General features: G+C 24.4%; 19 protein-coding genes and 1 rRNA gene. 2 read left to right on the forward strand and 18 right to left on the reverse strand.

From position 1 onward, the window contains the following. Nucleotides 1-2: 2 nt before the first annotated feature. The 17 genes from B9N70_RS05025 to B9N70_RS05105 form a co-directional block, all read right to left on the reverse strand. Nucleotides 3-1,397 carry an NAD(P)(+) transhydrogenase (Re/Si-specific) subunit beta gene (locus tag B9N70_RS05025; protein ID WP_085114708.1) on the reverse strand — a complete coding sequence of 465 codons (1,395 nt, stop codon included), beginning with the start codon at nucleotides 1,395-1,397 and terminating at the stop codon, nucleotides 3-5. 3 nt (nucleotides 1,398-1,400) lie between these two features. Continuing rightward, complete coding sequence (locus tag B9N70_RS05030) at nucleotides 1,401-1,709, reverse strand: proton-translocating transhydrogenase family protein (RefSeq protein WP_085114709.1); 309 nt, start codon at nucleotides 1,707-1,709, stop codon at nucleotides 1,401-1,403. A gap of 3 nt (nucleotides 1,710-1,712) precedes the next feature. Next, nucleotides 1,713-2,801 carry an NAD(P) transhydrogenase subunit alpha gene (locus B9N70_RS05035; protein ID WP_085114710.1) on the reverse strand — a complete coding sequence of 363 codons (1,089 nt, stop codon included), beginning with the start codon at nucleotides 2,799-2,801 and terminating at the stop codon, nucleotides 1,713-1,715. Nucleotides 2,802-2,814: 13 nt separating this feature from the next. After that, nucleotides 2,815-2,925: an aa3-type cytochrome c oxidase subunit IV gene (locus B9N70_RS05040; protein WP_085114711.1), complete on the reverse strand. Its 111-nt coding sequence runs from the start codon at nucleotides 2,923-2,925 to the stop codon at nucleotides 2,815-2,817. 4 nt (nucleotides 2,926-2,929) lie between these two features. Further along, complete coding sequence (gene ykgO, locus B9N70_RS05045; protein ID WP_075501769.1) at nucleotides 2,930-3,055, reverse strand: type B 50S ribosomal protein L36; 126 nt, start codon at nucleotides 3,053-3,055, stop codon at nucleotides 2,930-2,932. Between the two features lie 2 nt (nucleotides 3,056-3,057). Continuing rightward, the gene (locus B9N70_RS05050; protein ID WP_085114712.1) at nucleotides 3,058-3,939 is read right to left on the reverse strand and encodes an NAD-dependent epimerase/dehydratase family protein; all 882 of its coding nucleotides are present in this window, start codon (nucleotides 3,937-3,939) and stop codon (nucleotides 3,058-3,060) included. 8 nt (nucleotides 3,940-3,947) lie between these two features. Then, nucleotides 3,948-4,062 (reverse strand): 5S ribosomal RNA (gene rrf, locus B9N70_RS05055). A gap of 65 nt (nucleotides 4,063-4,127) precedes the next feature. Then, nucleotides 4,128-4,850 (reverse strand): glycosyltransferase family 2 protein, encoded by a 723-nt coding sequence (locus B9N70_RS05060; RefSeq protein WP_231909378.1) that lies wholly within the window; start codon nucleotides 4,848-4,850, stop codon nucleotides 4,128-4,130. Beyond that, nucleotides 4,850-6,493, reverse strand: coding sequence for an LIC_10190 family membrane protein (locus B9N70_RS05065; protein WP_085114713.1), 1,644 nt, complete (start codon nucleotides 6,491-6,493; stop codon nucleotides 4,850-4,852). Before B9N70_RS05065 ends, B9N70_RS05060 begins: the two co-directional genes overlap by 1 nt. A 9-nt stretch (nucleotides 6,494-6,502) precedes the next feature. Then, entirely contained in the window at nucleotides 6,503-8,734 is a 2,232-nt protein-coding gene (locus B9N70_RS05070) for an SDR family NAD(P)-dependent oxidoreductase (protein ID WP_085114714.1), read from the reverse strand. After that, nucleotides 8,700-9,728: an MraY family glycosyltransferase gene (locus tag B9N70_RS05075; RefSeq protein WP_085114715.1), complete on the reverse strand. Its 1,029-nt coding sequence runs from the start codon at nucleotides 9,726-9,728 to the stop codon at nucleotides 8,700-8,702. Before B9N70_RS05075 ends, B9N70_RS05070 begins: the two co-directional genes overlap by 35 nt. 7 nt (nucleotides 9,729-9,735) lie before the next feature. Beyond that, nucleotides 9,736-11,031 carry an O-antigen ligase family protein gene (locus tag B9N70_RS05080; RefSeq protein WP_085114716.1) on the reverse strand — a complete coding sequence of 432 codons (1,296 nt, stop codon included), beginning with the start codon at nucleotides 11,029-11,031 and terminating at the stop codon, nucleotides 9,736-9,738. After that, nucleotides 11,028-12,029: a glycosyltransferase gene (locus B9N70_RS05085; protein WP_085114717.1), complete on the reverse strand. Its 1,002-nt coding sequence runs from the start codon at nucleotides 12,027-12,029 to the stop codon at nucleotides 11,028-11,030. The genes B9N70_RS05080 and B9N70_RS05085 overlap by 4 nt, the downstream gene beginning before the upstream one ends. Continuing rightward, the gene (locus tag B9N70_RS05090; RefSeq protein ID WP_085114718.1) at nucleotides 12,026-12,913 is read right to left on the reverse strand and encodes a glycosyltransferase family 2 protein; all 888 of its coding nucleotides are present in this window, start codon (nucleotides 12,911-12,913) and stop codon (nucleotides 12,026-12,028) included. The genes B9N70_RS05085 and B9N70_RS05090 overlap by 4 nt, the downstream gene beginning before the upstream one ends. 3 nt (nucleotides 12,914-12,916) lie before the next feature. Continuing rightward, nucleotides 12,917-13,843: a methyltransferase domain-containing protein gene (locus B9N70_RS05095; RefSeq protein ID WP_085114719.1), complete on the reverse strand. Its 927-nt coding sequence runs from the start codon at nucleotides 13,841-13,843 to the stop codon at nucleotides 12,917-12,919. Between the two features lie 9 nt (nucleotides 13,844-13,852). Then, on the reverse strand, nucleotides 13,853-14,617 hold the full coding sequence (locus B9N70_RS05100; RefSeq protein WP_157101744.1) for an FkbM family methyltransferase: 765 nt from the start codon (nucleotides 14,615-14,617) through the stop codon (nucleotides 13,853-13,855). Nucleotides 14,618-14,732: 115 nt separating this feature from the next. Then, nucleotides 14,733-15,365, reverse strand: a complete 633-nt coding sequence (locus B9N70_RS05105) for a hypothetical protein (RefSeq protein ID WP_085114721.1) — start codon at nucleotides 15,363-15,365, stop codon at nucleotides 14,733-14,735. Nucleotides 15,366-15,506: 141 nt separating this feature from the next. On the opposite strand from B9N70_RS05105, the gene B9N70_RS05110 reads away from it, so the two are divergent. Then, nucleotides 15,507-16,835: a hypothetical protein gene (locus B9N70_RS05110; protein WP_085114722.1), complete on the forward strand. Its 1,329-nt coding sequence runs from the start codon at nucleotides 15,507-15,509 to the stop codon at nucleotides 16,833-16,835. 56 nt (nucleotides 16,836-16,891) lie between these two features. Continuing rightward, nucleotides 16,892-18,850: an acyltransferase family protein gene (locus B9N70_RS05115; protein ID WP_172819955.1), complete on the forward strand. Its 1,959-nt coding sequence runs from the start codon at nucleotides 16,892-16,894 to the stop codon at nucleotides 18,848-18,850. 16 nt (nucleotides 18,851-18,866) lie between these two features. Here B9N70_RS05115 and B9N70_RS05120 read toward each other — a convergent pair whose 3' ends face one another. Then, a complete protein-coding gene (locus tag B9N70_RS05120; RefSeq protein ID WP_085114724.1) occupies nucleotides 18,867-19,475 on the reverse strand; it encodes a VTC domain-containing protein in 609 nt (202 codons plus the stop codon). Nucleotides 19,476-19,478 lie beyond the last annotated feature (3 nt).

The following is a 19,478-nucleotide window of genomic DNA, read 5'->3' on the forward strand; positions in this document are numbered from 1 at the left end:
ATCTATAAGTTTTTAGTGATATCTTCTGTCATTTTTTTTGCATCAGCAAACAACATCAAAGTATTTTCTTTATAAAAAAGATCATTATCTATTCCAGCATATCCAGGAGATAAGCTCCTTTTAACAAATAACACTGACTTGCATTTTTCTACATCAAGAACTGGCATGCCATATATAGGACTCTGAGGATCTGTTTTTGCAACAGGATTTGTTACATCATTTGCTCCAATTACAAAAGCAACATCAGCATTTGCAAAATCATTATTAATCTCCTCAAGCTCAAAAACTTCATCATATGGAACATTAGCCTCAGCTAATAATACGTTCATATGTCCTGGCATTCGTCCTGCAACTGGGTGAATTGCATAAGAAACTTTGATATCATTCTTCTTCAATGTATCTACCATCTCTCTTAGAGCATGTTGTGCTTGTGCTACTGCCATTCCATAACCTGGCACAATTATAACTGAAGAAGCATTTTTCATTAAGAAAGCTGCATCATCTGCATTTCCACTTTTAACAGGTCTTTGTTCTTTATTTTTATCTCCTGCTGATTGTTCTGTTGCACCAAAGCCTCCTAAAATAACATTAAAGAATGATCTGTTCATCCCTTTACACATTATATATGATAAAATTGCTCCAGAAGATCCAACTAAAGCACCTGTAATAATTAAAGCTGTATTTTCTAGAGTAAAACCAATTCCAGCCGCTGCCCAACCAGAATAAGAATTTAACATTGAAATCACAACTGGCATATCTGCTCCTCCAATTGGAATAATAATTAAAAACCCAATTAAAAAAGAAACTGCAATTAATATCCAAAACAAATTAGCAGATTGAGTTGAACAAAGATAAAACGTTAGAATTACAATTGATGTTAAAATTAATGCATTTAATGCATGCTGGCCTTTAAAGGTTATTGGTGCACCAGACATTATTCCTTGAAGCTTTAAAAAAGCAATAACAGAACCTGAAAAAGTAATTGCACCAACAGCAGCACCAATTGCCATTTCAATTAAACTTGCAAGTTTTATATTGCCTGGTGTTCCAAGTCCAAAAGCCTCAGGATTAATAAATGCAGAGATTGCAACAAATACAGCAGCTAATCCAACTAAACTATGAAAACCAGCAACTAATTCTGGCATTGCAGTCATTGGAATTCGGTATGCAATAAAAGCTCCTATACTTCCACCGATTGCTAAAAATATTAATACATAAATAAATCCAGATGAAAAATTACCAACAGATAAGAAAGTAACTGATACTGCTATCACCATTCCAATAATTCCAAATAAATTTCCCTGTCTTGAAGTTTCTGGAGATGACAATCCTCTTAAGGCTAAGATAAATAATACACCTGATATAAGGTATAAAATTGCTGAAAGATTTGCAGACATTAATTATTTATCCTTTTTCTTTTTTTTGTACATTGCTAGCATTCTTTGAGTGACTAAAAATCCACCAAAAATATTAACTGCTGCAAGAACAATTGCTAAAAATCCAAAAATACTAGATGAAGAAAAAATAACTCCTTCTCCACCGGATAAAGCTGCAATAATTGCTCCCACAATAATTACTGACGAAATTGCATTAGTAACAGACATCAAAGGTGTATGTAATGAAGGTGTTACGCTCCACACAACATAATAACCAACAAATATTGACAAGATAAATATACTTAGTCTGAATATAAAAGGATCTATTTCCATAATTTATTTTATTAAAGTTTTGTCAATTATTTCATCTTCCAAATTAATATTTAATCTTTTATTTTCTTTATCATATAAATTAGAGATAAAATTAAAAATATTTTTAGCGTACAAATTAGAAGATGATACTGGGAGTTTATTTAAAATATTTGCCTCTCCTAAAATTTTAACTCCGTTTTTTTCAACAATCTCATCTACTTTTGTAAATGCAGTGTTTCCGCCTTGAATAGCTGCTAAATCGTAAATAACCGAGCCTGGTTGAAGATTTTTAAACATCTCTTCTTTTATAATTTTTGGTGCCTCTTTACCCGGAATTAAGGCTGTGCAAATAATAATATCAATTTTTTTTAAAGTCTCAGTTAGTAATTCCTCCTGTTTTTTTTTAAAATCGTCAGATGCTTCTTTTGCATAACCACCTTCTGTTTCTAAATTTTCAGCACCTTCAACAGTTAAAAATTTACCGCCTAAACTTTCAACTTGCTCTTTTGAGGCCATTCTAACATCTGTTGCAAATACTACTGCCCCCATTCTTTTAGCAGTTGCAATAGCTTGTAATCCTGCAACTCCAGCACCAACCACTAACACTTTAGCTGCAGGGATGGTACCTGCTGCTGTCATCATCATTGGAATTGCTCTTTCATAAATTTGAAAAGCTTCTATCACTGCTTTATAACCAGCTAAGTTTGCTTGGGATGACAAGATGTCCATTGATTGTGCTCTAGTAATTCTTGGGAGTAACTCTAGAGAAAAACTATTAATTTTTTTTGATTTTAAGTTTGCAAGTTTTTCTCTATTTGAAAAAGCATTTAAAGAGCCAATTAAAGTTTGATTTTCTTTTAGTATTTTTATTTTATCATCATCTAACAAGCCTAACTGAATAATAATATCAGATTTTTTTATTAACTCTTCTTCATTTTCTAGAAAATTTACTCCTAAGCTTTTATATTGATCATCACAAAAACCTAAATGAGTTCCATAATCATTAGGTAAAGATAAGTTAAATCCTAGGTTAAGATATTTTTTTGCAATCTCAGGTGTAATTGCTATTCGTTTTTCTCTAACTTTATTCTCCGAAATTGAAGTTAAATTCATTTGAAATTGTAAATTATAGTAAAAATGTTGCCATTAATACTAAAACTAAAACTACAACAATTGTTCCCCACAAGACAAATTTTGTAAAATTGTTCCAGGTATTTTTATGGTTTTCATTATTCATAAAACTACTTCTGTCTTGCTTTAAATTTTGGGTTAGTTTTGTTTATAATGTAAACTCTCCCTCTTCGTCTTACAAGTTTTGAGTTTAGATCTCTTTTTTTTATCGACTTTAATGAGCTTTTAATTTTCATAATTAATGGGAGTTAATAAAGGAACTTATATAATCTTTCAATTGTATTTTTCCAAATTTTTGAATAATTCTGTTATTATGTGAGATTTTAGTTAATGCTGAAGCATATCTTTCACCAGATCTAGCTTTTAAATAGGTAATTTTACTATTGAACATTTTTGCAACCTGTATGATCGAATATGATTTATTGTTGCTAATACTATAATATTTACATTTGTTAGCTTTAAAGGCAGTATAACAAATTTTAATAGTATCTTGAATATGTGTGAATCTTCTACCTTGTGTTCCAGGTCTTACTATACTTAAGGGCTTTTTATTTAAATATTGATTTTCAAAAATTCCAATTACCGTTGCCATATCACCAACTCTGATCTGTCTTGGCCCATAAACATTATAAAAGAAAATAACTTCAAATTTAAAGTTAAACCATTTTTTTAAGTTATCTAACAATTCTAAATTTTTTGATTTTGTAAAAGCATAGGGAGATAAGTTTTTATCATTGCCTTTGTTACCTAAAGATGCTGATGTTGCTGAATAGATTAGTTTAATTTTGTTATCTAGGCAGAATTTAAATACAGCTTTAGATCCAATTGAATTAGATTGATAGCATTCATCAAATTTTCCAAAACTTTGATAAATTCTTGCAAATTCTCCAAAATGAAAAAGTGATTTAATTCTTTTTCTGTATTTACTTAAAAGGTTATTAATGTCAGATGTATTTCCCTTTAAATACTTTACTCTGCTATTGTTAATATGGTTTTTTCTGGTACCAGACGAATAGTTGTCTAAACTTAAAATTTTATATTTTGTTTTTTTAATTAAAAATTCAATAAGATTTGATCCAACAAAACCTGCACCACCAGTTATAACAATGAGATTTTTCATTTGTAAATGCCTGGCAATGTCCTACTCTTCCGTGCCTTAAGACAAAGTACCATTGGCGCTGAAAGGCTTAACTGCCGAGTTCGGAATGGGATCGGGTGTTACACTTTCGCAATAATCACCAGGCAGTGTTTTATACCCAAACTTTTAAATTAGTCAAAGATAAATTTAGAAAAACCCAAGTAATTTAATTATTTTTTAATTGAATAGATAAAAATTGCTTTAAAAGCTATAAATGCATCTTTTAAGCCTATCTTTTTTCCCTCGTTATATGACCGACCATTATAAGTTATTGGTACTTCAAAAAATTTAAATTTTTTCTTAGCTAATTTTATTGTTATCTCGGGCTCAAATGAAAATGATTTTTCTTTTAATTCAACATTTTTTAAGCAGGAGTTTTTAAATAATTTATAACCAGTCTCCACATCAGTTAAATTTAAATTAGTAAACATATTACAAACAAAAGTAATAATTTTATTAGCTAAGTAATGCCAAAAAAAATGTATTCTGACATATTTTCCACCACCAATGAACCTCGAGCCATAAACAATATCAGCATCAGCCTCAAAAAAAGGTCTTAGCAGCTTTTCATAGTCGGATGGATCATACTCTAAATCAGCATCTTGAATAATTAAAATATCCCCAGTTATATTTTTAATTCCTGTTTGTACAGCCGCACCCTTACCCAAATTTTCTTTATGAGAAAAAACTTTAATATTTTCTGCAAAATTAGTTTGCTCTAAAATTTCTGACGTACCATCATTTGAACAATCATCGATAATTATAATTTCATAATCATTAAAGTCAAATTGATCTAGGTTATAGATTACTTTCTTTATAATTTTTTTAATTGTATTTATTTCATTATAACAAGGTATAATAATTGATAATTTAATTTCATTTTTTTTTAGCATTATTTTAAACTATTAATAATAATATAATTATTTACTAAGTTAACTTTAATTTTATTATAAGAACATATAAAAGGTATATCCCAACATAATCTTCCTTGCCATCCATTACCAGCTAAGTTATTTGCTTCAATATTTGGTCTAAAAACTGAGACTTTTTCATTTACAACATTATCATTAAATTCAATATATTCATTTTTAACGCCATCGATACCAAAAGTGATAATATTTTTTTCACTAATTCTTTTTAAATTTTTAGAAAAATTAAAAGTTAAACACAATATTAATAAAGTTATGAATATCTTTTGAGAAAAAATTTTTTGCATATAAATCTTAGAAGTAATTATGAAAATAAAAAAGAGAAAATAAAGAATTCCAAATCTATAAACTGGTGAAAATGAAAACCAAAAATAAAATCCTATTATAAGAAAAATTATTGAAATTTTTAAAACATTTTTTTTATGATTTTTAGCAAAATTTTTTTTTAATAAGAATAAAAAAACTATTACAGGGAACAACATTGTAAAAAAATGTTCGGCAATTTCTAAATAATTTCTTTTAATCCAATAAGGCAGCCAATTAAAATTTTTTAGATATTCATCGCTTGTAAAAAATTCTCGTGCTGTTGAATAAGATTTATTTACTAATTCTAGTTTATTACGTAAATTTAAAAACTCACTGTTAAACCAAGATACATCTAAGCATGTTATATTAGATGGAAATATAAAACATCCAGTATAAATTAATTGTTGAAAAAAAAATGATATAATAAGTAAATAAATAATTAGATAATTATATCTAAATATTTCTTTATGAAGAATTCTAAAATCTCTAAAAAAAACGAAAAATGTTAAGGTAATAATTGGTATTATGCTAAATTTTATAAGTATAGCAAAAGCTACGAAAGATACATGAGTAAAGAAAAGAAAAGATTTTTTTTTAGAATTTTCTTCCTCTTCGTATTTTAAAAAGAAATAAACACCAAGTATTGAATAAATTAGAGCTGGAATATCATTTCCAAATTCAGAAATTCTTGTAAATTTCAATATAAAATAAAAAATACAAATTATTAAAAAATAATTGCTATTATTATATCTTTTTTGATTAATAATTTGATCTATAGAATAAATAATAAATGTGATGTAAAGTAAAAAAGTTGGCAAAGTCATAAAACTGTAATCATCTTGAAAATAAAATAATGAAAAAATATTTAGCCAAATCGAATTATGAACAAAACCATCATTTAGGTTTCCAAGTCCAAATATAATTTTTTCACTTATAAGATTTACGGCATAAGGCAAATGATAATATCCAAAATCCTCATGATATTTTTGACTTATGAAAATTGGAATTAAAATTAAAAAAACTAAAATAAAACAATAATATTTTTTTCCTATTTCCTTAAAAGAATAATCATAATTTTTAATGTGAAAAAAAATACCAGTGAAAAATATAAAAAACAAAATGAAAAAATTAACCTCAAAAAAAAAATGAAAAAAAGTGACTAACAGACTAACAACTAAATAACCTGAAAAAATATTTAATAAAAAATTGTTTTTATATCCGCTTAATAAAGCACCTAACCCTGCTAAGCACAATAAAGATAAAATGGACAAAGTACTAAAAAAGAATATATCAATTATCATTCACCAGATTTAAATTTTACATATCTCTTGTAAACAATTTATAATTTTTCCGCTCGAATAATACTTGTAATTTTTCTCTAAGTTTAGAAAAAGTTTATTAAATTTATGGTAAGAAAAATTATTATTACTAACGTAAAATACATTATGATTTACTTTGCGTAGTTTTTCTTTTTTTTCATGAAGTTTTTCATGAAGTTTTTCATTTTTTTTTAAACCTGTTTCAATGAATTTTATTTCATACTCAGGATCTAAATTTTTTTTATATTCACCTAACTTCTGTGCTAATTCGTAAATATTTATTGGATTTCCCATATTTAAAATGAATGTTTTATTTCTAATCTTAAAGGATGTGGTTTTAATCACTAAGTAACAAGCTTCTAAGATTGTCATAAAAAATCTAGTTGCAGATTTATTTGTTATAGTTAGTGGTTCATTATTATTAATTTGTTCGATAAATTTGGTTATTGCAGATCCCGAACTACCAAATACATTTCCAAATCTCACAATATTCATATAATTTTTTTTACTATTTTTATTGTAAAAATGAATAATTTGCTCACAAATTTTTTTAGAATATCCTAAGACTGATTTTGGTTGTGCAGCCTTGTCAGTAGAAATTAAGATTAAGTCTATATTTTTTTTTACTGCTACTTCACATAAAGTCTTAGTGCCAATTATGTTATTAACCACAGCTGCATGCACATTTTTCTCTAAAATATTAACATGCTTATATGCAGCAGCATGTATAATTAAATCAATCTTATTTTTTGAAATAATCTGATTAATTAAAGTACTATCGTTTATATCACACAACTTTAATTTGAATCTTTTATCAATTTGATCTTTTTTTTCGTAAATTCCTATTTCAGATTTATCTATACCAACAACATTTTTTGCATTCTGGTATATTAATTGTCTACAAATTTCAAAACCAATAGTACCAACAGCCCCTGTAACTAGAATATTCTTTTTTTTAAGTCCTTTTATCTTATCTATATAAATCGGCTTGCGATTTAAAAATAAATTCAGTTGATCATTTTTTAAATCATTTAAATTTATGTAATTATTATTTAAAAATTTTTTTTCAGGTAAATATCTTACATCAAAGAAATATTTCCTTAACTTAATATTCAAATTATCAATTTCCAAATTACTTAATGAAGGCATAGCAATATAGATCTTATCAATAATTTTTCTTCTATTGATTTGCTTTAAACTATCAAAACTAATTATGGGTATATTATTAAATAGATTGTTTTGTTTTTTTGGATCATCATCTACGAAAAAAATTATTTTTTCTTTTTTTTTAAGTCTTAAAAATAATTTTTCTCCAGCAAAACCCGCACCATAAATCACTGATCCTTTATATTCTACATTCGAATAATTGAATTTTGTTGAGAAAAAAACTTTTTTTTTTGAAATTCTTAAATTTCGCATCAAATAATTTTCAAGAGATTTGAATTTAATATTGCCTATATTCTTTGTTAGTCTTGTTATATCTGCAATAGAATTTGAAATTTCATGAGAATTATTTTTTTTGATTAACTTTTTTTTGTCAAAATTGACAAAATCTACCAAGTTCTGGATTAATTTTCCTTGGCCAGTACCAATATCATATATACCATCATCACATTTTTTTTCTAAAAATTTTTTATATATCAACGCAACATCATCTATATTAATAAAATCTCGAAGTGATACACCGTTATTGATTAAGGTTAATTTAAGATTGTTTTTTTTGGAGTGTATCAATTTTTCAATAAATGAAAATTGATCTGTGGTATCACCATATGTATTGAATAATCGCATAATATAGAAGTTAATTTTTCTATTTTGACAAAAATTCTGAATTATTTTTTCAGATGAATATTTAAAAGATGAATAAATTTTTCTATTATATTTATCTGAACTCGAATGTTTTAGATCTTCATCTATACCGTAAACAGATGAACTGCTTGTATAAATTATTTTATTGATATTTTTAATACTCAAGTTTGATAATATTTTTATCAAATTAACTAAACTTAAATTTAAAAAACTTTCATATTGAGTTGGGCTCAGTGTATTTAATTTAAAAGAAGGATAAAAATTATTAAATATGTAATTTTTTTTTTGGCTATCATCAAATTTCAAATTATCAAAATTTATATTACTCGATGAAATTACCTCAAATTTTTTTATTTTTTTTATAATTGAATTTGTTAGGCTACTTCTTTTTCCAAATATGATTGTTTTGATCATCAGTTTTTAATTTTAAAATTAAAATTATGTATATATTTGTTATTACAAATAAAACTAAAAAAAAATTTAATTTCATAAAAGAAAATAAAAATAGTGGGAATATGACTAAAAACGATAATATAAAATTTGTTATAACTAGTTTGTACCTATTAATCAGCAAATGATGTATATGATTTCTATCGCCATAAAAAGCATTTTTACCATGAAATATTCTCATAATTGTGACTCTTAAAAGGTCTAATCCAGGAATTATGAGCATAAAGAAAATTTGATCAGCATAATTTATCGACTGAAAGTAATTATATTCGTAGATGATTGATATTATCAAAATTGATCCAAATAAATAAATTCCATTATCACCCATGAATAGCTTATTTCTTAGATTGAGGTATAAATTAAGAAGCAATATCAAAACTATCAAAATATATATAATAGATATGTGAGAAAAAATTGATAAGTAGACAAAATTAGTTATAAAAAAAATTATAGACTGACCATTAATGCCATCATAAAAATTTAATGCATTAATTAATATAATTATACAAAAAGTAGAAAATATATAATTAAAATTTTCAAGAAATATTATATCCTTATAAAATGTAAACTTTAATTCATTGATTAATAAATTTTTATCTAAAGATAAAACCATCAACGAAATAAAAATACTTAAAAAAAATTTTTTTTCTGGTTTAATTTGATATTTATCATCAAAAAAACCTAATAGAAAAAAGGTCATCATCATAAAAATTATTGAAAAACAACTTCTTTTAGAAATTTTGAATTCTAAAATTTCAGTATCAAAAATTAAAATATAGAAGATTATTAAAAAAAAGTTTATAAGTAATATCACTCCTCCAAGTAGTGGGACTTTAAATTTATGAGTCTTTAATTTTTTATCTGGATAATCATATAAATTAATTTTTTGAGCTAAAGAATCATATTTTTTTAAAATTAATATATTAATAGCTATTAGAATGATAAAAAAAGTCATCATAATATTTTTAAATTTTTTTTAACGAAAACAACATTAAACCTATCTTAAAATATAAAAATGAAGAAATCCAATTATTGAAAAAATTACCACTTGGTAAAAAGGGAAATAAATTAATGAACAAACCTATTAAAATTATTATTAATTTATTATCAAAATAATTAATCTTGTTTTTATCATGACTAAATATCAGTTGGAAAATGTAAATTATAAAAATGAAATAGAATAAGAAGCCAAAAAAACCCAATTCAGCTAATAATTGAGCTAATATGTTGTGTGGATGTGTAGAGCATACACCTTTAGGAGGGTCATACTCAACTGTTCTACAATAATACCTAAACCCTTTTGGACCTACACCAAAAATAGGATTCTTTATGAATAGATCTTTTGCTATTACAAGATGTCCATGATGATCTGATGAAAATATTGTAATATTTTCAATTTTTTCAATTAAGGACAATTCCTTTTTTTTAAAAACATTCTCACTAGAAAGATTATTATCTGCATTTTTATCTACAAATTGATTATATGTTTTAACAAACATTCTGTGAAATGTATTTTCTTTTCCAAGATTAAAAAAAGTAACAATTGCAACTAATATGACAAAAATTAAAAATGATTTAATAAAAATTTCTCTTAATTCATTTATAAATAATGTAATCATTAAGATCATTAAAATTGTTAACCCAAAAGCAGTTCTTTCACCTGAGATATAAATTGTAAAAAAATATACTGAAAAGAAAATTATAGAGGTTATTTTTTTTGAATTAATCTCTAAGTTTACATAATATGAATACCAGAGAATTATTGGCAATAATCTCATAAGAAAACTTCCTAAAATCAAATCATCACCAAAAAAACTTGAAACTCTGTAGCCATAACGACTTAATTTTTGACCAATAATATTTTGACCTGTGAAATATTGAATACAACTATCAACTAACAATATTGATATAAAAAGTATAATTAATAAAAATACATATCTTAAATTTTTTTCCGGTCTTTTATATACTTCCAAAAAAATATAAATTGAGATAGCAAATAAAACATATCTAAAATGAAAGATAGAGGATAACTTTAAATTATCTGGTATTTGAATAAATGCATTTATTCCAACGTATATAGAAAATATAGAAATAAATAATATTAATCTGCTTAGCTTTAACTCTTTATTTCTAAAATTTAAACATAAGAAAATAGTAAAACAAAAAATATAAAATTCGGTTAATGCAATACCGACAATATGAGTTAAAGGGAAAAAGAATAGTAATAAAAATATATTTTTTTTTTGAAATAAGAATGTCATACAACTATCTTTCGTAATTCTCTTTGAAATTCTTCTCTAGTAAAAATTTTATTTTTCTTAATATCAGATTGAATCTTTTCATAATTACCTAAAATATACTGAATAGTTTTTTCAAGTTTTACAGAATTTCGATCACAAATAAAAATACCTTTAAAATTAATCTTCACATGTGAGATTTCTCTAAAAATTATAATAGGCCTCAATCTAACAAGGCTCTCCAAAATAACTTTCGGTGAACCCTCTGTAAATGATGGCAAAATAAATATATTGTTTCTGTCATAATATTGAATAATTTTTTTTACATCAGAAGTCTCATCATAAAAATGAATATTTTTTTTTGTAAGTATTTTTCTTTCAGCTTGTCCAACTATATTTAACTCAAAACTAATGGTAAATTTTTCTACAAGTTTTAAAAGAGAGAAAATTCCTTTTTCTTTTTTTATTCTGCCAACATATAATAATTTTGCTATTTTAATATTAGGTTTTTTTAGCCTTGTTTTCCAAATATCTGTAATTTCTGAGGGATTGATTTTGTAATAATCGTAATTTTTTATTTTAGATAGATTTCTTGAAACAATTATTGGTTTAAGTTCTTTTAGAACTTTCTTAAACATAAATTGATAGATTGTCCTACCAATGAAACCAAATTTAGATTCATATTCTTTAAAGCCATCACTTCTCAAAATTACATAACCATAAATCTTCTGGTGAAAAAATTTGATTATCATGAAAATACAAAAATTAAAGGGTGTGATTGAAATCATAAAAAGTTTTTGATTATTAAAATTTAAATCTTTTATTTGCAAAATTTTAAGTTTAGACTTATTTTTTAATTTTATTTTGTGAATTTCTTTAAAATAATTTTTTCTACAAAAAAAACTTAAATGGTTTTTTTTTGATAAGCCTTCAATTATATTAAGTGTATCATTAAATTTTGAATAGATTGTGTTTTCTGTGAAATTTAATCTATCATTAGAGATTATAACTAATCTATTCATTTTCTAAAAAAATCAACGATTTTTAATGGTAAAAGGAAAGCTAATAAATATTTTAATTTCATCTTAAATTTTGGTATTTTAAAAATTAGAATTAATAATTTTAAATCTTTCTTTTGATACAATCCATTTATTATTTTTAATTTCAACAATTCTAATAAAAACTTATCTTTATTAATTTCAAAATTTTTATCACTATTTTTTTCCTGATTGTAATACCATTCTCTATACTCCTCATAATGCATTTTTTTACTTAATTTTGATAAATTATTATTGTGAACTCTATAATAAACCAATGGTTCATTGAAAGACTTTGCATTTGCGTATTTGCTAATTCGCATAATTAAATCATAATCACCAATGATATTATATTTATCATTAAAATAATTTTCTTTTTTTAAAATTTTTTTTCTTAAAATTAATCCACTTATAATTATGAAATATTGATTAGCTAAATAATTAAAAATCTTACCATCGGGTAAATCAAATTTATTATATTTTAAAAATTTATTATTTTTTTCATGATAAAAAAAAACGTTACTGTAAAAAAAGTCATATTTTTTATTTATAAAAAATTTTTTTTTTTCAGAAAGATAGCTACTATCCCACCAATCATCTGCATCGAGGAAAGCAATGAGATTGCCGGAAGTTTTTTTAATAGCTTCATTTCTAGCCTTATATAATGAGAGTTTTTTACTACTATAATAATATTTAACTCTTTTATCTTTTAATTTATTTACAATCTCTTTGCTACCATCATTTGAGAAATTATCATAAAAAATTATTTCAAGGTTTTGGTATTTTTGATTTAAAATGCTTTTGATACATTTTTCTAAATATTTCGAACCATTATGACAGTTTACTATTACACTGACTAATGGATGCATATGTTAAATAACCTTAAATATAACTCTGATGTTTGATAAATATTTGTCATCCTCTTTAAAGATTATTTTCTCTGTATTTTTAGAATTTTTAATTATACGTAAATATTTTAATGCTTTTCTTAAATAAGATTTCGCTTTATCTATATATCTGCCTCTTTGCCAATTTTCATATTTTTTTTTACTAACTTTCATTAGTTCAAAATTTCTTTTTAAGGTTATCGAAGCATAACTGATGTCTATTATTTCAAGTGAGTATTTTTGTGCAATCTTTTCAAAACTTTTTTTAGTAAAAAATATTAGGTGTGGTGAGTCGTATGGTCTATCTTTATAAAATTCATTAATTTCACAGTTTGGTACTTCTATGAAAATATAAGTATTGACCTTTGATAATTTCTTAAATTTTTCAAAAATTTTTAAATCTGTTAAGTGTTCAAGCGAGTGAAGACTAATAATTAAATCAAATTTATTATTTACCTTATCTATATTTTCATAATTTTTATATCCTCTTTCTTCAAGAATTTTTTTACAATATCTATCTTTTTCTGCACAATTATTTTCAATCTTTTGATACTTTTTTTTAATAAAATGTCCAAGACATCCTGTGCCTGACCCAAAATCAAACAATTGATAAACTCTCTCCAAGTCTATAAATTTTTCTAAATACTCTAAATAACTAATATTATTATTATTGTTATTATTATTTCTAATATCAATAATATCAAACTCGTGTGGTCTACCATGTGCTCGATAAATATTACTATAAAAAGTATTCAAATTTGCTACTGATGGCATTGGATTACAAAAAGATAAATCACAATTTGGACATCTAAAAATTTCAGGATTATTAAAATATTCTTTATCAGTTTTTATATTGTATCGATAATCATCAAAAAAATTTAGATTATTCTTTTCACAAATTAAACAATTCATTTAATTCAATCAATTTTTTTTATTAAATATGTAGTTAAATGATTTTGAAAATGGTCCATTTGAATTTTTTAATTCATTATTTTGTTTTTTATCAATAAATACAAAATTATTTTTTTTCATTATATCGATTACATTTTCAAACTGTTGACTAAAATTTTCATTTATTTCAACAGATACACTTTTGATTTTTTCGTTTTTTAAATATTCACCCGCACCACTTAAAATAAGATGCTCAATTCCATCAACATCAATCTTTATATAATCGGGAATTTCAAGAAATTTATTGTCTAATATATCCTTTATACTAAAACCAAAAAGTTGGTACTTCATAGGAAAAGAGAATTTTTTTCCCTCAAAATTATGATTTGCACCAAATGAATTTAATGCTCCCCCTTCATTGAATTCATTGTGTTGCATCATAAGAAATTTTTTACTGTTGTCAGTCAGAGGATTGGTAAATATTTTTATAGATTTTTCTAAATTATTAATAGAGATATTTCTGGACAAAACTCTTAAATTATTAGTGGATGGTTCAAAACTAATAACTTGACACCGAGGGTGAGTAATTGAAGCATATATTGAATATAAACCTATATTTGATCCTATATCCCAAAAAATAAAGTTTTTATCTTGAGGATCAAATTTATCTATCCATGCAAGTGTTTCTGGTTCTTTAGTATATAAAGTATCAACTCTCCACTCAGTTAAATGGTTAGGCGTAAAAAGTTTTATTTTTTTTTTCTGTATTTTCACAAATTGATAACTATCTTCCATAGAGAAATCCTTAAACCAAGAAACAAAACTTCTTTTAAAAATCAATCTAAGAAAAAAATCAATAAACCTAAGAAGTTTATACAAAATAAAAGAAAATTTTTTAAACACAGTATTTTTAATTTATTGTAAACTTAAAATATTTTAATAAATAGGGATTTATTTTATTTAAAGCTAAGTATTTATAGTAATTTATATTTTCTATTTCACAAGCTTTCTTCAAATCGTATGTCATTAAATTATATACTAAAGCTAATCTGTTAGAAATTTTATCTCCTTCATATGAGTGCCAACTTAAGTTTTCAGACCTTGAGAAAAAAAAAGCTTTATTTTGTACCCATTCAATCTCCTCTTTGTTTTCACCCCTTTTATTTTTATAAATAAAAGTGCCTTTATTCTTTTCTGGATATAAATAAATTACTCCACTTAATAATTTACTTGGGATATCTTGATGTATTGGAAATGAATAATTTTTTCCAGTTTCAACTAAATGAAACTCAGTGTAATCATAAAGTTTTATTTTTTGAGGTGCCAACTCACCCAAAATTTTATAGGAAGTTTTATTGTAGGTTTTATAAAGGTCTACTAGTAAACTGTTACTAATTAATGTTGAGTTAATATTATTAAATTTATCAATCTTATTATGATAAACTTTTATGGAGTTAGGTTTAATTTTTTCACGTTTTAAATTGCACAATTTATCAAAATGTTCTTTCTTTAAAAAATTTTTTATAACTTTAAAATTTTGCATAATTATTAAGTAAGTATATAATACAATTATCAAATTAATTTAATATCTAATTGTTGACAGAGATAAAATCTAACCTGATATGTAAATACAGTTACATAATGATTTGCTATATCAAAAATTCAATTTAGATTATTTATTATAGTGAACTTTCTTAAAAAAACATTTTCAATTAATTCTTTATTAATATCTATCTCTTTATTTTTGTATACTATATACAGAGCAGAATTTTATTGGGATGGTTCGAAAAATGAATACTATAAAACTTACTATGCAATCTCTTTATTCTTAATAATTTTTTCAATTTCTACTTTTTTTATAAATCAAAAGATAAAAAAAAGATTAATTATTTTAATCTTTACTTCCATTATAGTTTTGTATTTTGTAGAGGGAGCTTTTTTATTGAATAATAAAATTAATAAATTTCCAACATCAGATATAAAAATAAATTATAAAAATAAAACAGGAAAAGATTTTGATACTAGATATCGAGTAGAAATTTATTCAGACTTGAAAAAAATTAATAATAATATTAAAATGAAAGTTGCTCCATCTAATCATCTTCATAAAAAAAATTCAATTCTGCCTTTGTCAGGTTTCTCAAACTCTAAAACAATATATGATAATGAAAATGGATATTTTTCAATTTATCAAAGTGATAGATATGGATTTAATAACCCTGATAATGAATGGGAAAGCAAAGAAATAGAATTTTTATTAGTTGGGGATTCTTTTACTCATGGATCTTCAGTAAATAGGCCCTTTGATATTGCTTCACAGTTAAGAAAATTATCAAAAAAATCAGTTTTAAACTTAGGATATGATAATAATGGGCCATTAATTGAGTATGCAACTTTAAGAGAGTATCTAGAGCCAAATGTTAAAAATATTATTTGGATTTTTGATGCATCAACAAATTTTAAGGATCTAAATAAAGAATATAAAAATAAGATATTAAAAAATTATCTAACTGATTTAAATTTTACTCAAGAACTTAAAGCTAAACAAGGAGAAGTTAATAAAATTGTAAATGACGAAATAAATAAAAGAATTAAAAAAGCTAGCCTAAGATCAAAAATCATTAAGTTTTTAAAGCTTCATGCTCTAAGAAATTCTTTTATAACAGAATCCAAAAAAAAAATTCAACCTCAATTGCTAAAAAAAATACTTTATTTAGCTAATCAACTATCAATACAAAATAATTCAAAATTATATTTTGTTTATCTGCCAAAATATCAACGTTATAAATCAGGGATTAACAATGATGAAGAATATTATTTAATTAAAGATATAGTCCAAAATTTAAAAATTCCTTTTATTGATATACATGAAGAGGTTTTTATTAAAGAAAAAGATCCATTAAAATTGTATTCATTTAGTTTAAATTTTCATTACACTAAAAATGGATATAAAAAAGTTTCTGAAAGTATTTATAGAAATATTAAAGAAAAAAATAATTTGATATTAAAGTGACAAATAAGATAATCATGAATTTTTAAAAAATTAGAAATATTAAAAGACAACCCAATTTGAAATATAGATCTGAAATAGATGGTTTACGTGCTCTAGCAGTTATTCCTGTGATTTTTTATCATGCAGGTTTTGAATTATTTAAAGGTGGTTTTGTAGGTGTGGATGTTTTTTTTGTTATCAGTGGTTATTTAATTACTTCAATTATATTAGATGAGATGAGGAATAAAGAATTTTCATTGATAAATTTTTATGAAAGAAGAGCAAGAAGAATTTTACCAGCTCTTTTTTTTGTAATGCTTGTATCAATATTCTTTGCATGGAATTGGATGCAGCCTATGCAAATGAAAAATTTCTCTCAAAGCTTAGTGGCTGTAAGCATATTTTCATCTAATATATTGTTTTGGCTAGAAACTGGTTATTTTGAGGAAATTTCAGAGGAAAAACCATTACTGCATACATGGAGTTTGGCTGTTGAGGAGCAATATTATTTATTTTTTCCAATTTTGCTTTTATTTATTTGGAAATTTGGAAGAAAAAAAATAATTTCAATATTTTTGACTATTTTAATAACAAGTTTATTCTTGAGTGAGTACACATCACGATTTTATAAAGAAGCAAATTTTTATTTAGCACCTTTCCGTATTTGGGAAATATTTTTTGGATCCATAACTGCAGTTATGACCAAAGATAAAATTATAAGGGATAACAATTTATTATCTACTATAGGATTAATTGCTATACTTTTTTCAATATTCTTCTTTGATGAAACGATACGCTTTCCAAGCTTTTATACATTATTTCCTGTGTTGGGATCAGTTTTAATTATTATTTTTGCAAACAACAATAAAGGTTTTGTTACAAAATTTTTAAGGATTAAACTCATTGTTGGAATAGGATTGGTAAGTTATTCGGCCTATTTATGGCAACAACCGATATTTGCATTTGTAAAAATTAGATTTCTAGATGAGCCATCAAAGTTTATTATGTTTTTACTTTCAATATTTACTTTATTGATTGCAACTTTTAGTTGGAAATATATTGAAAAACCATTCAGACAAAATAAAAATAGTCCAATTAGTAAAAAAAATTTTATTTTGTTTTCAATAATTGGAATATTTTTTTTTACTACATTAGGTTTATATGGTCATTTTCAAAAAGGAAATATTGTAAAATATCAAATTTCACCAACAATTACTGAGACAATTGTAAGATCAAATAAGCAATCAGAATGTTTTGGAAAAGACTTTATACACAAAAGGGATGATTGGTATTGTATTATTGGAGACAAAACAATCAAACCATCTCTAGTAGTGTTTGGTGACAGTCATGCATTATCATTTTTACCAACTATAGATACTAGTTTGCAACAGCTAGGTGAAAGTGCCTACTTTATTGCCACACATGCTTGCCCACCATTATTAAATATCCATTCATTTCATGATAATCAGTCTCTGAGAAATTGTAATAAATTAAATGAAAGAGTATTAAATTTTATTAAAGTAAATGATATTAAAAATATATTCCTGGTTGCCCGATGGACCTACTATACAGACGGTGGCTATGACGGTAATGATTTTTCATATATTGCACTAGAAAATAAAAATATTAAGAATAAAGATGTTAGTCGCAATGCTTTTAAGGTAGGAATTGAAAAAACGTTAGCCTCATATAAAAAGCTAGGTGTAAAACTTACTGTTATCACTCAAATTCCTCAGCAAAAACATAAAGCTTTGGATTTATACTTTGAAAGTTTAAGAAGTGGTGACTCTGTTCAAAATATTTCTTTAAAACGTAGCGACCATGATAATTTGCAAAACTTTGTGAGTTCAATATTTGAAAACAAAAATATAGATTTATTAGATTTTACAGATATTTTTTGTACATCTGAAATTTGCGCTGTTGGTGATGAATTAAACTCACTTTATTATGATGATGATCATTTAAGTTTATCTGGCAGTGAATTAATTGTAAAACCAACGATTAATTATCTAAAATCAAATATTTATTCGAAATAACCTTTGATTTAATATTCTAGAATTCACTAAGATTTTTCTGAGAAATAAGCAAGCCCCTAGAATACTTTGAAAACCTGGATACTTGATATGGTATATATTTTTCAATAAAATCATCGCTGCAATTAATTGCTGTTTTAATTTCAACAACTCTCTCAGGATCTTTATAATCCAGCAAAGGATCAAGAGTTATGTTATTATAATTAATGTTAGAATCCAGCGTAATACGCATTTTATTTAACATATAATATTCTCGATTATAAGACACTTTCAAAGTTGGGTGTATTGCGCCATAATCTTTATCAAAAAGTGTAGATTTAAAAATTTCTTTAGTATTTGAGTAAAGATTGTATTTATCAGTAGTTTTAAATCTTCCCTCAACACTCGAAATTTTTTTTTCAAGTTGTAATCTATTAATACCTTCATACCAACGGATTCTTATTTTTTTTCTTGGAAGAACGCCTTCTTCAGATTGGCTAAACATATCGTATGATAAAGTATCAAAATAAATACTATTAACTTTTCTTGCTCCATAAAGTTTGGTCATACCATTTTCAATAAGTAAATTTTTCATTGAATAAAATTCATTTATTGTAAGGCGAAATTTTTTTTCTTTTCGAAAACTCATTTT

The organism is Candidatus Pelagibacter sp. HIMB1321 (assembly GCF_900177485.1).
In the GTDB taxonomy this organism is placed as follows: Bacteria; Pseudomonadota; Alphaproteobacteria; order Pelagibacterales; family Pelagibacteraceae; genus Pelagibacter.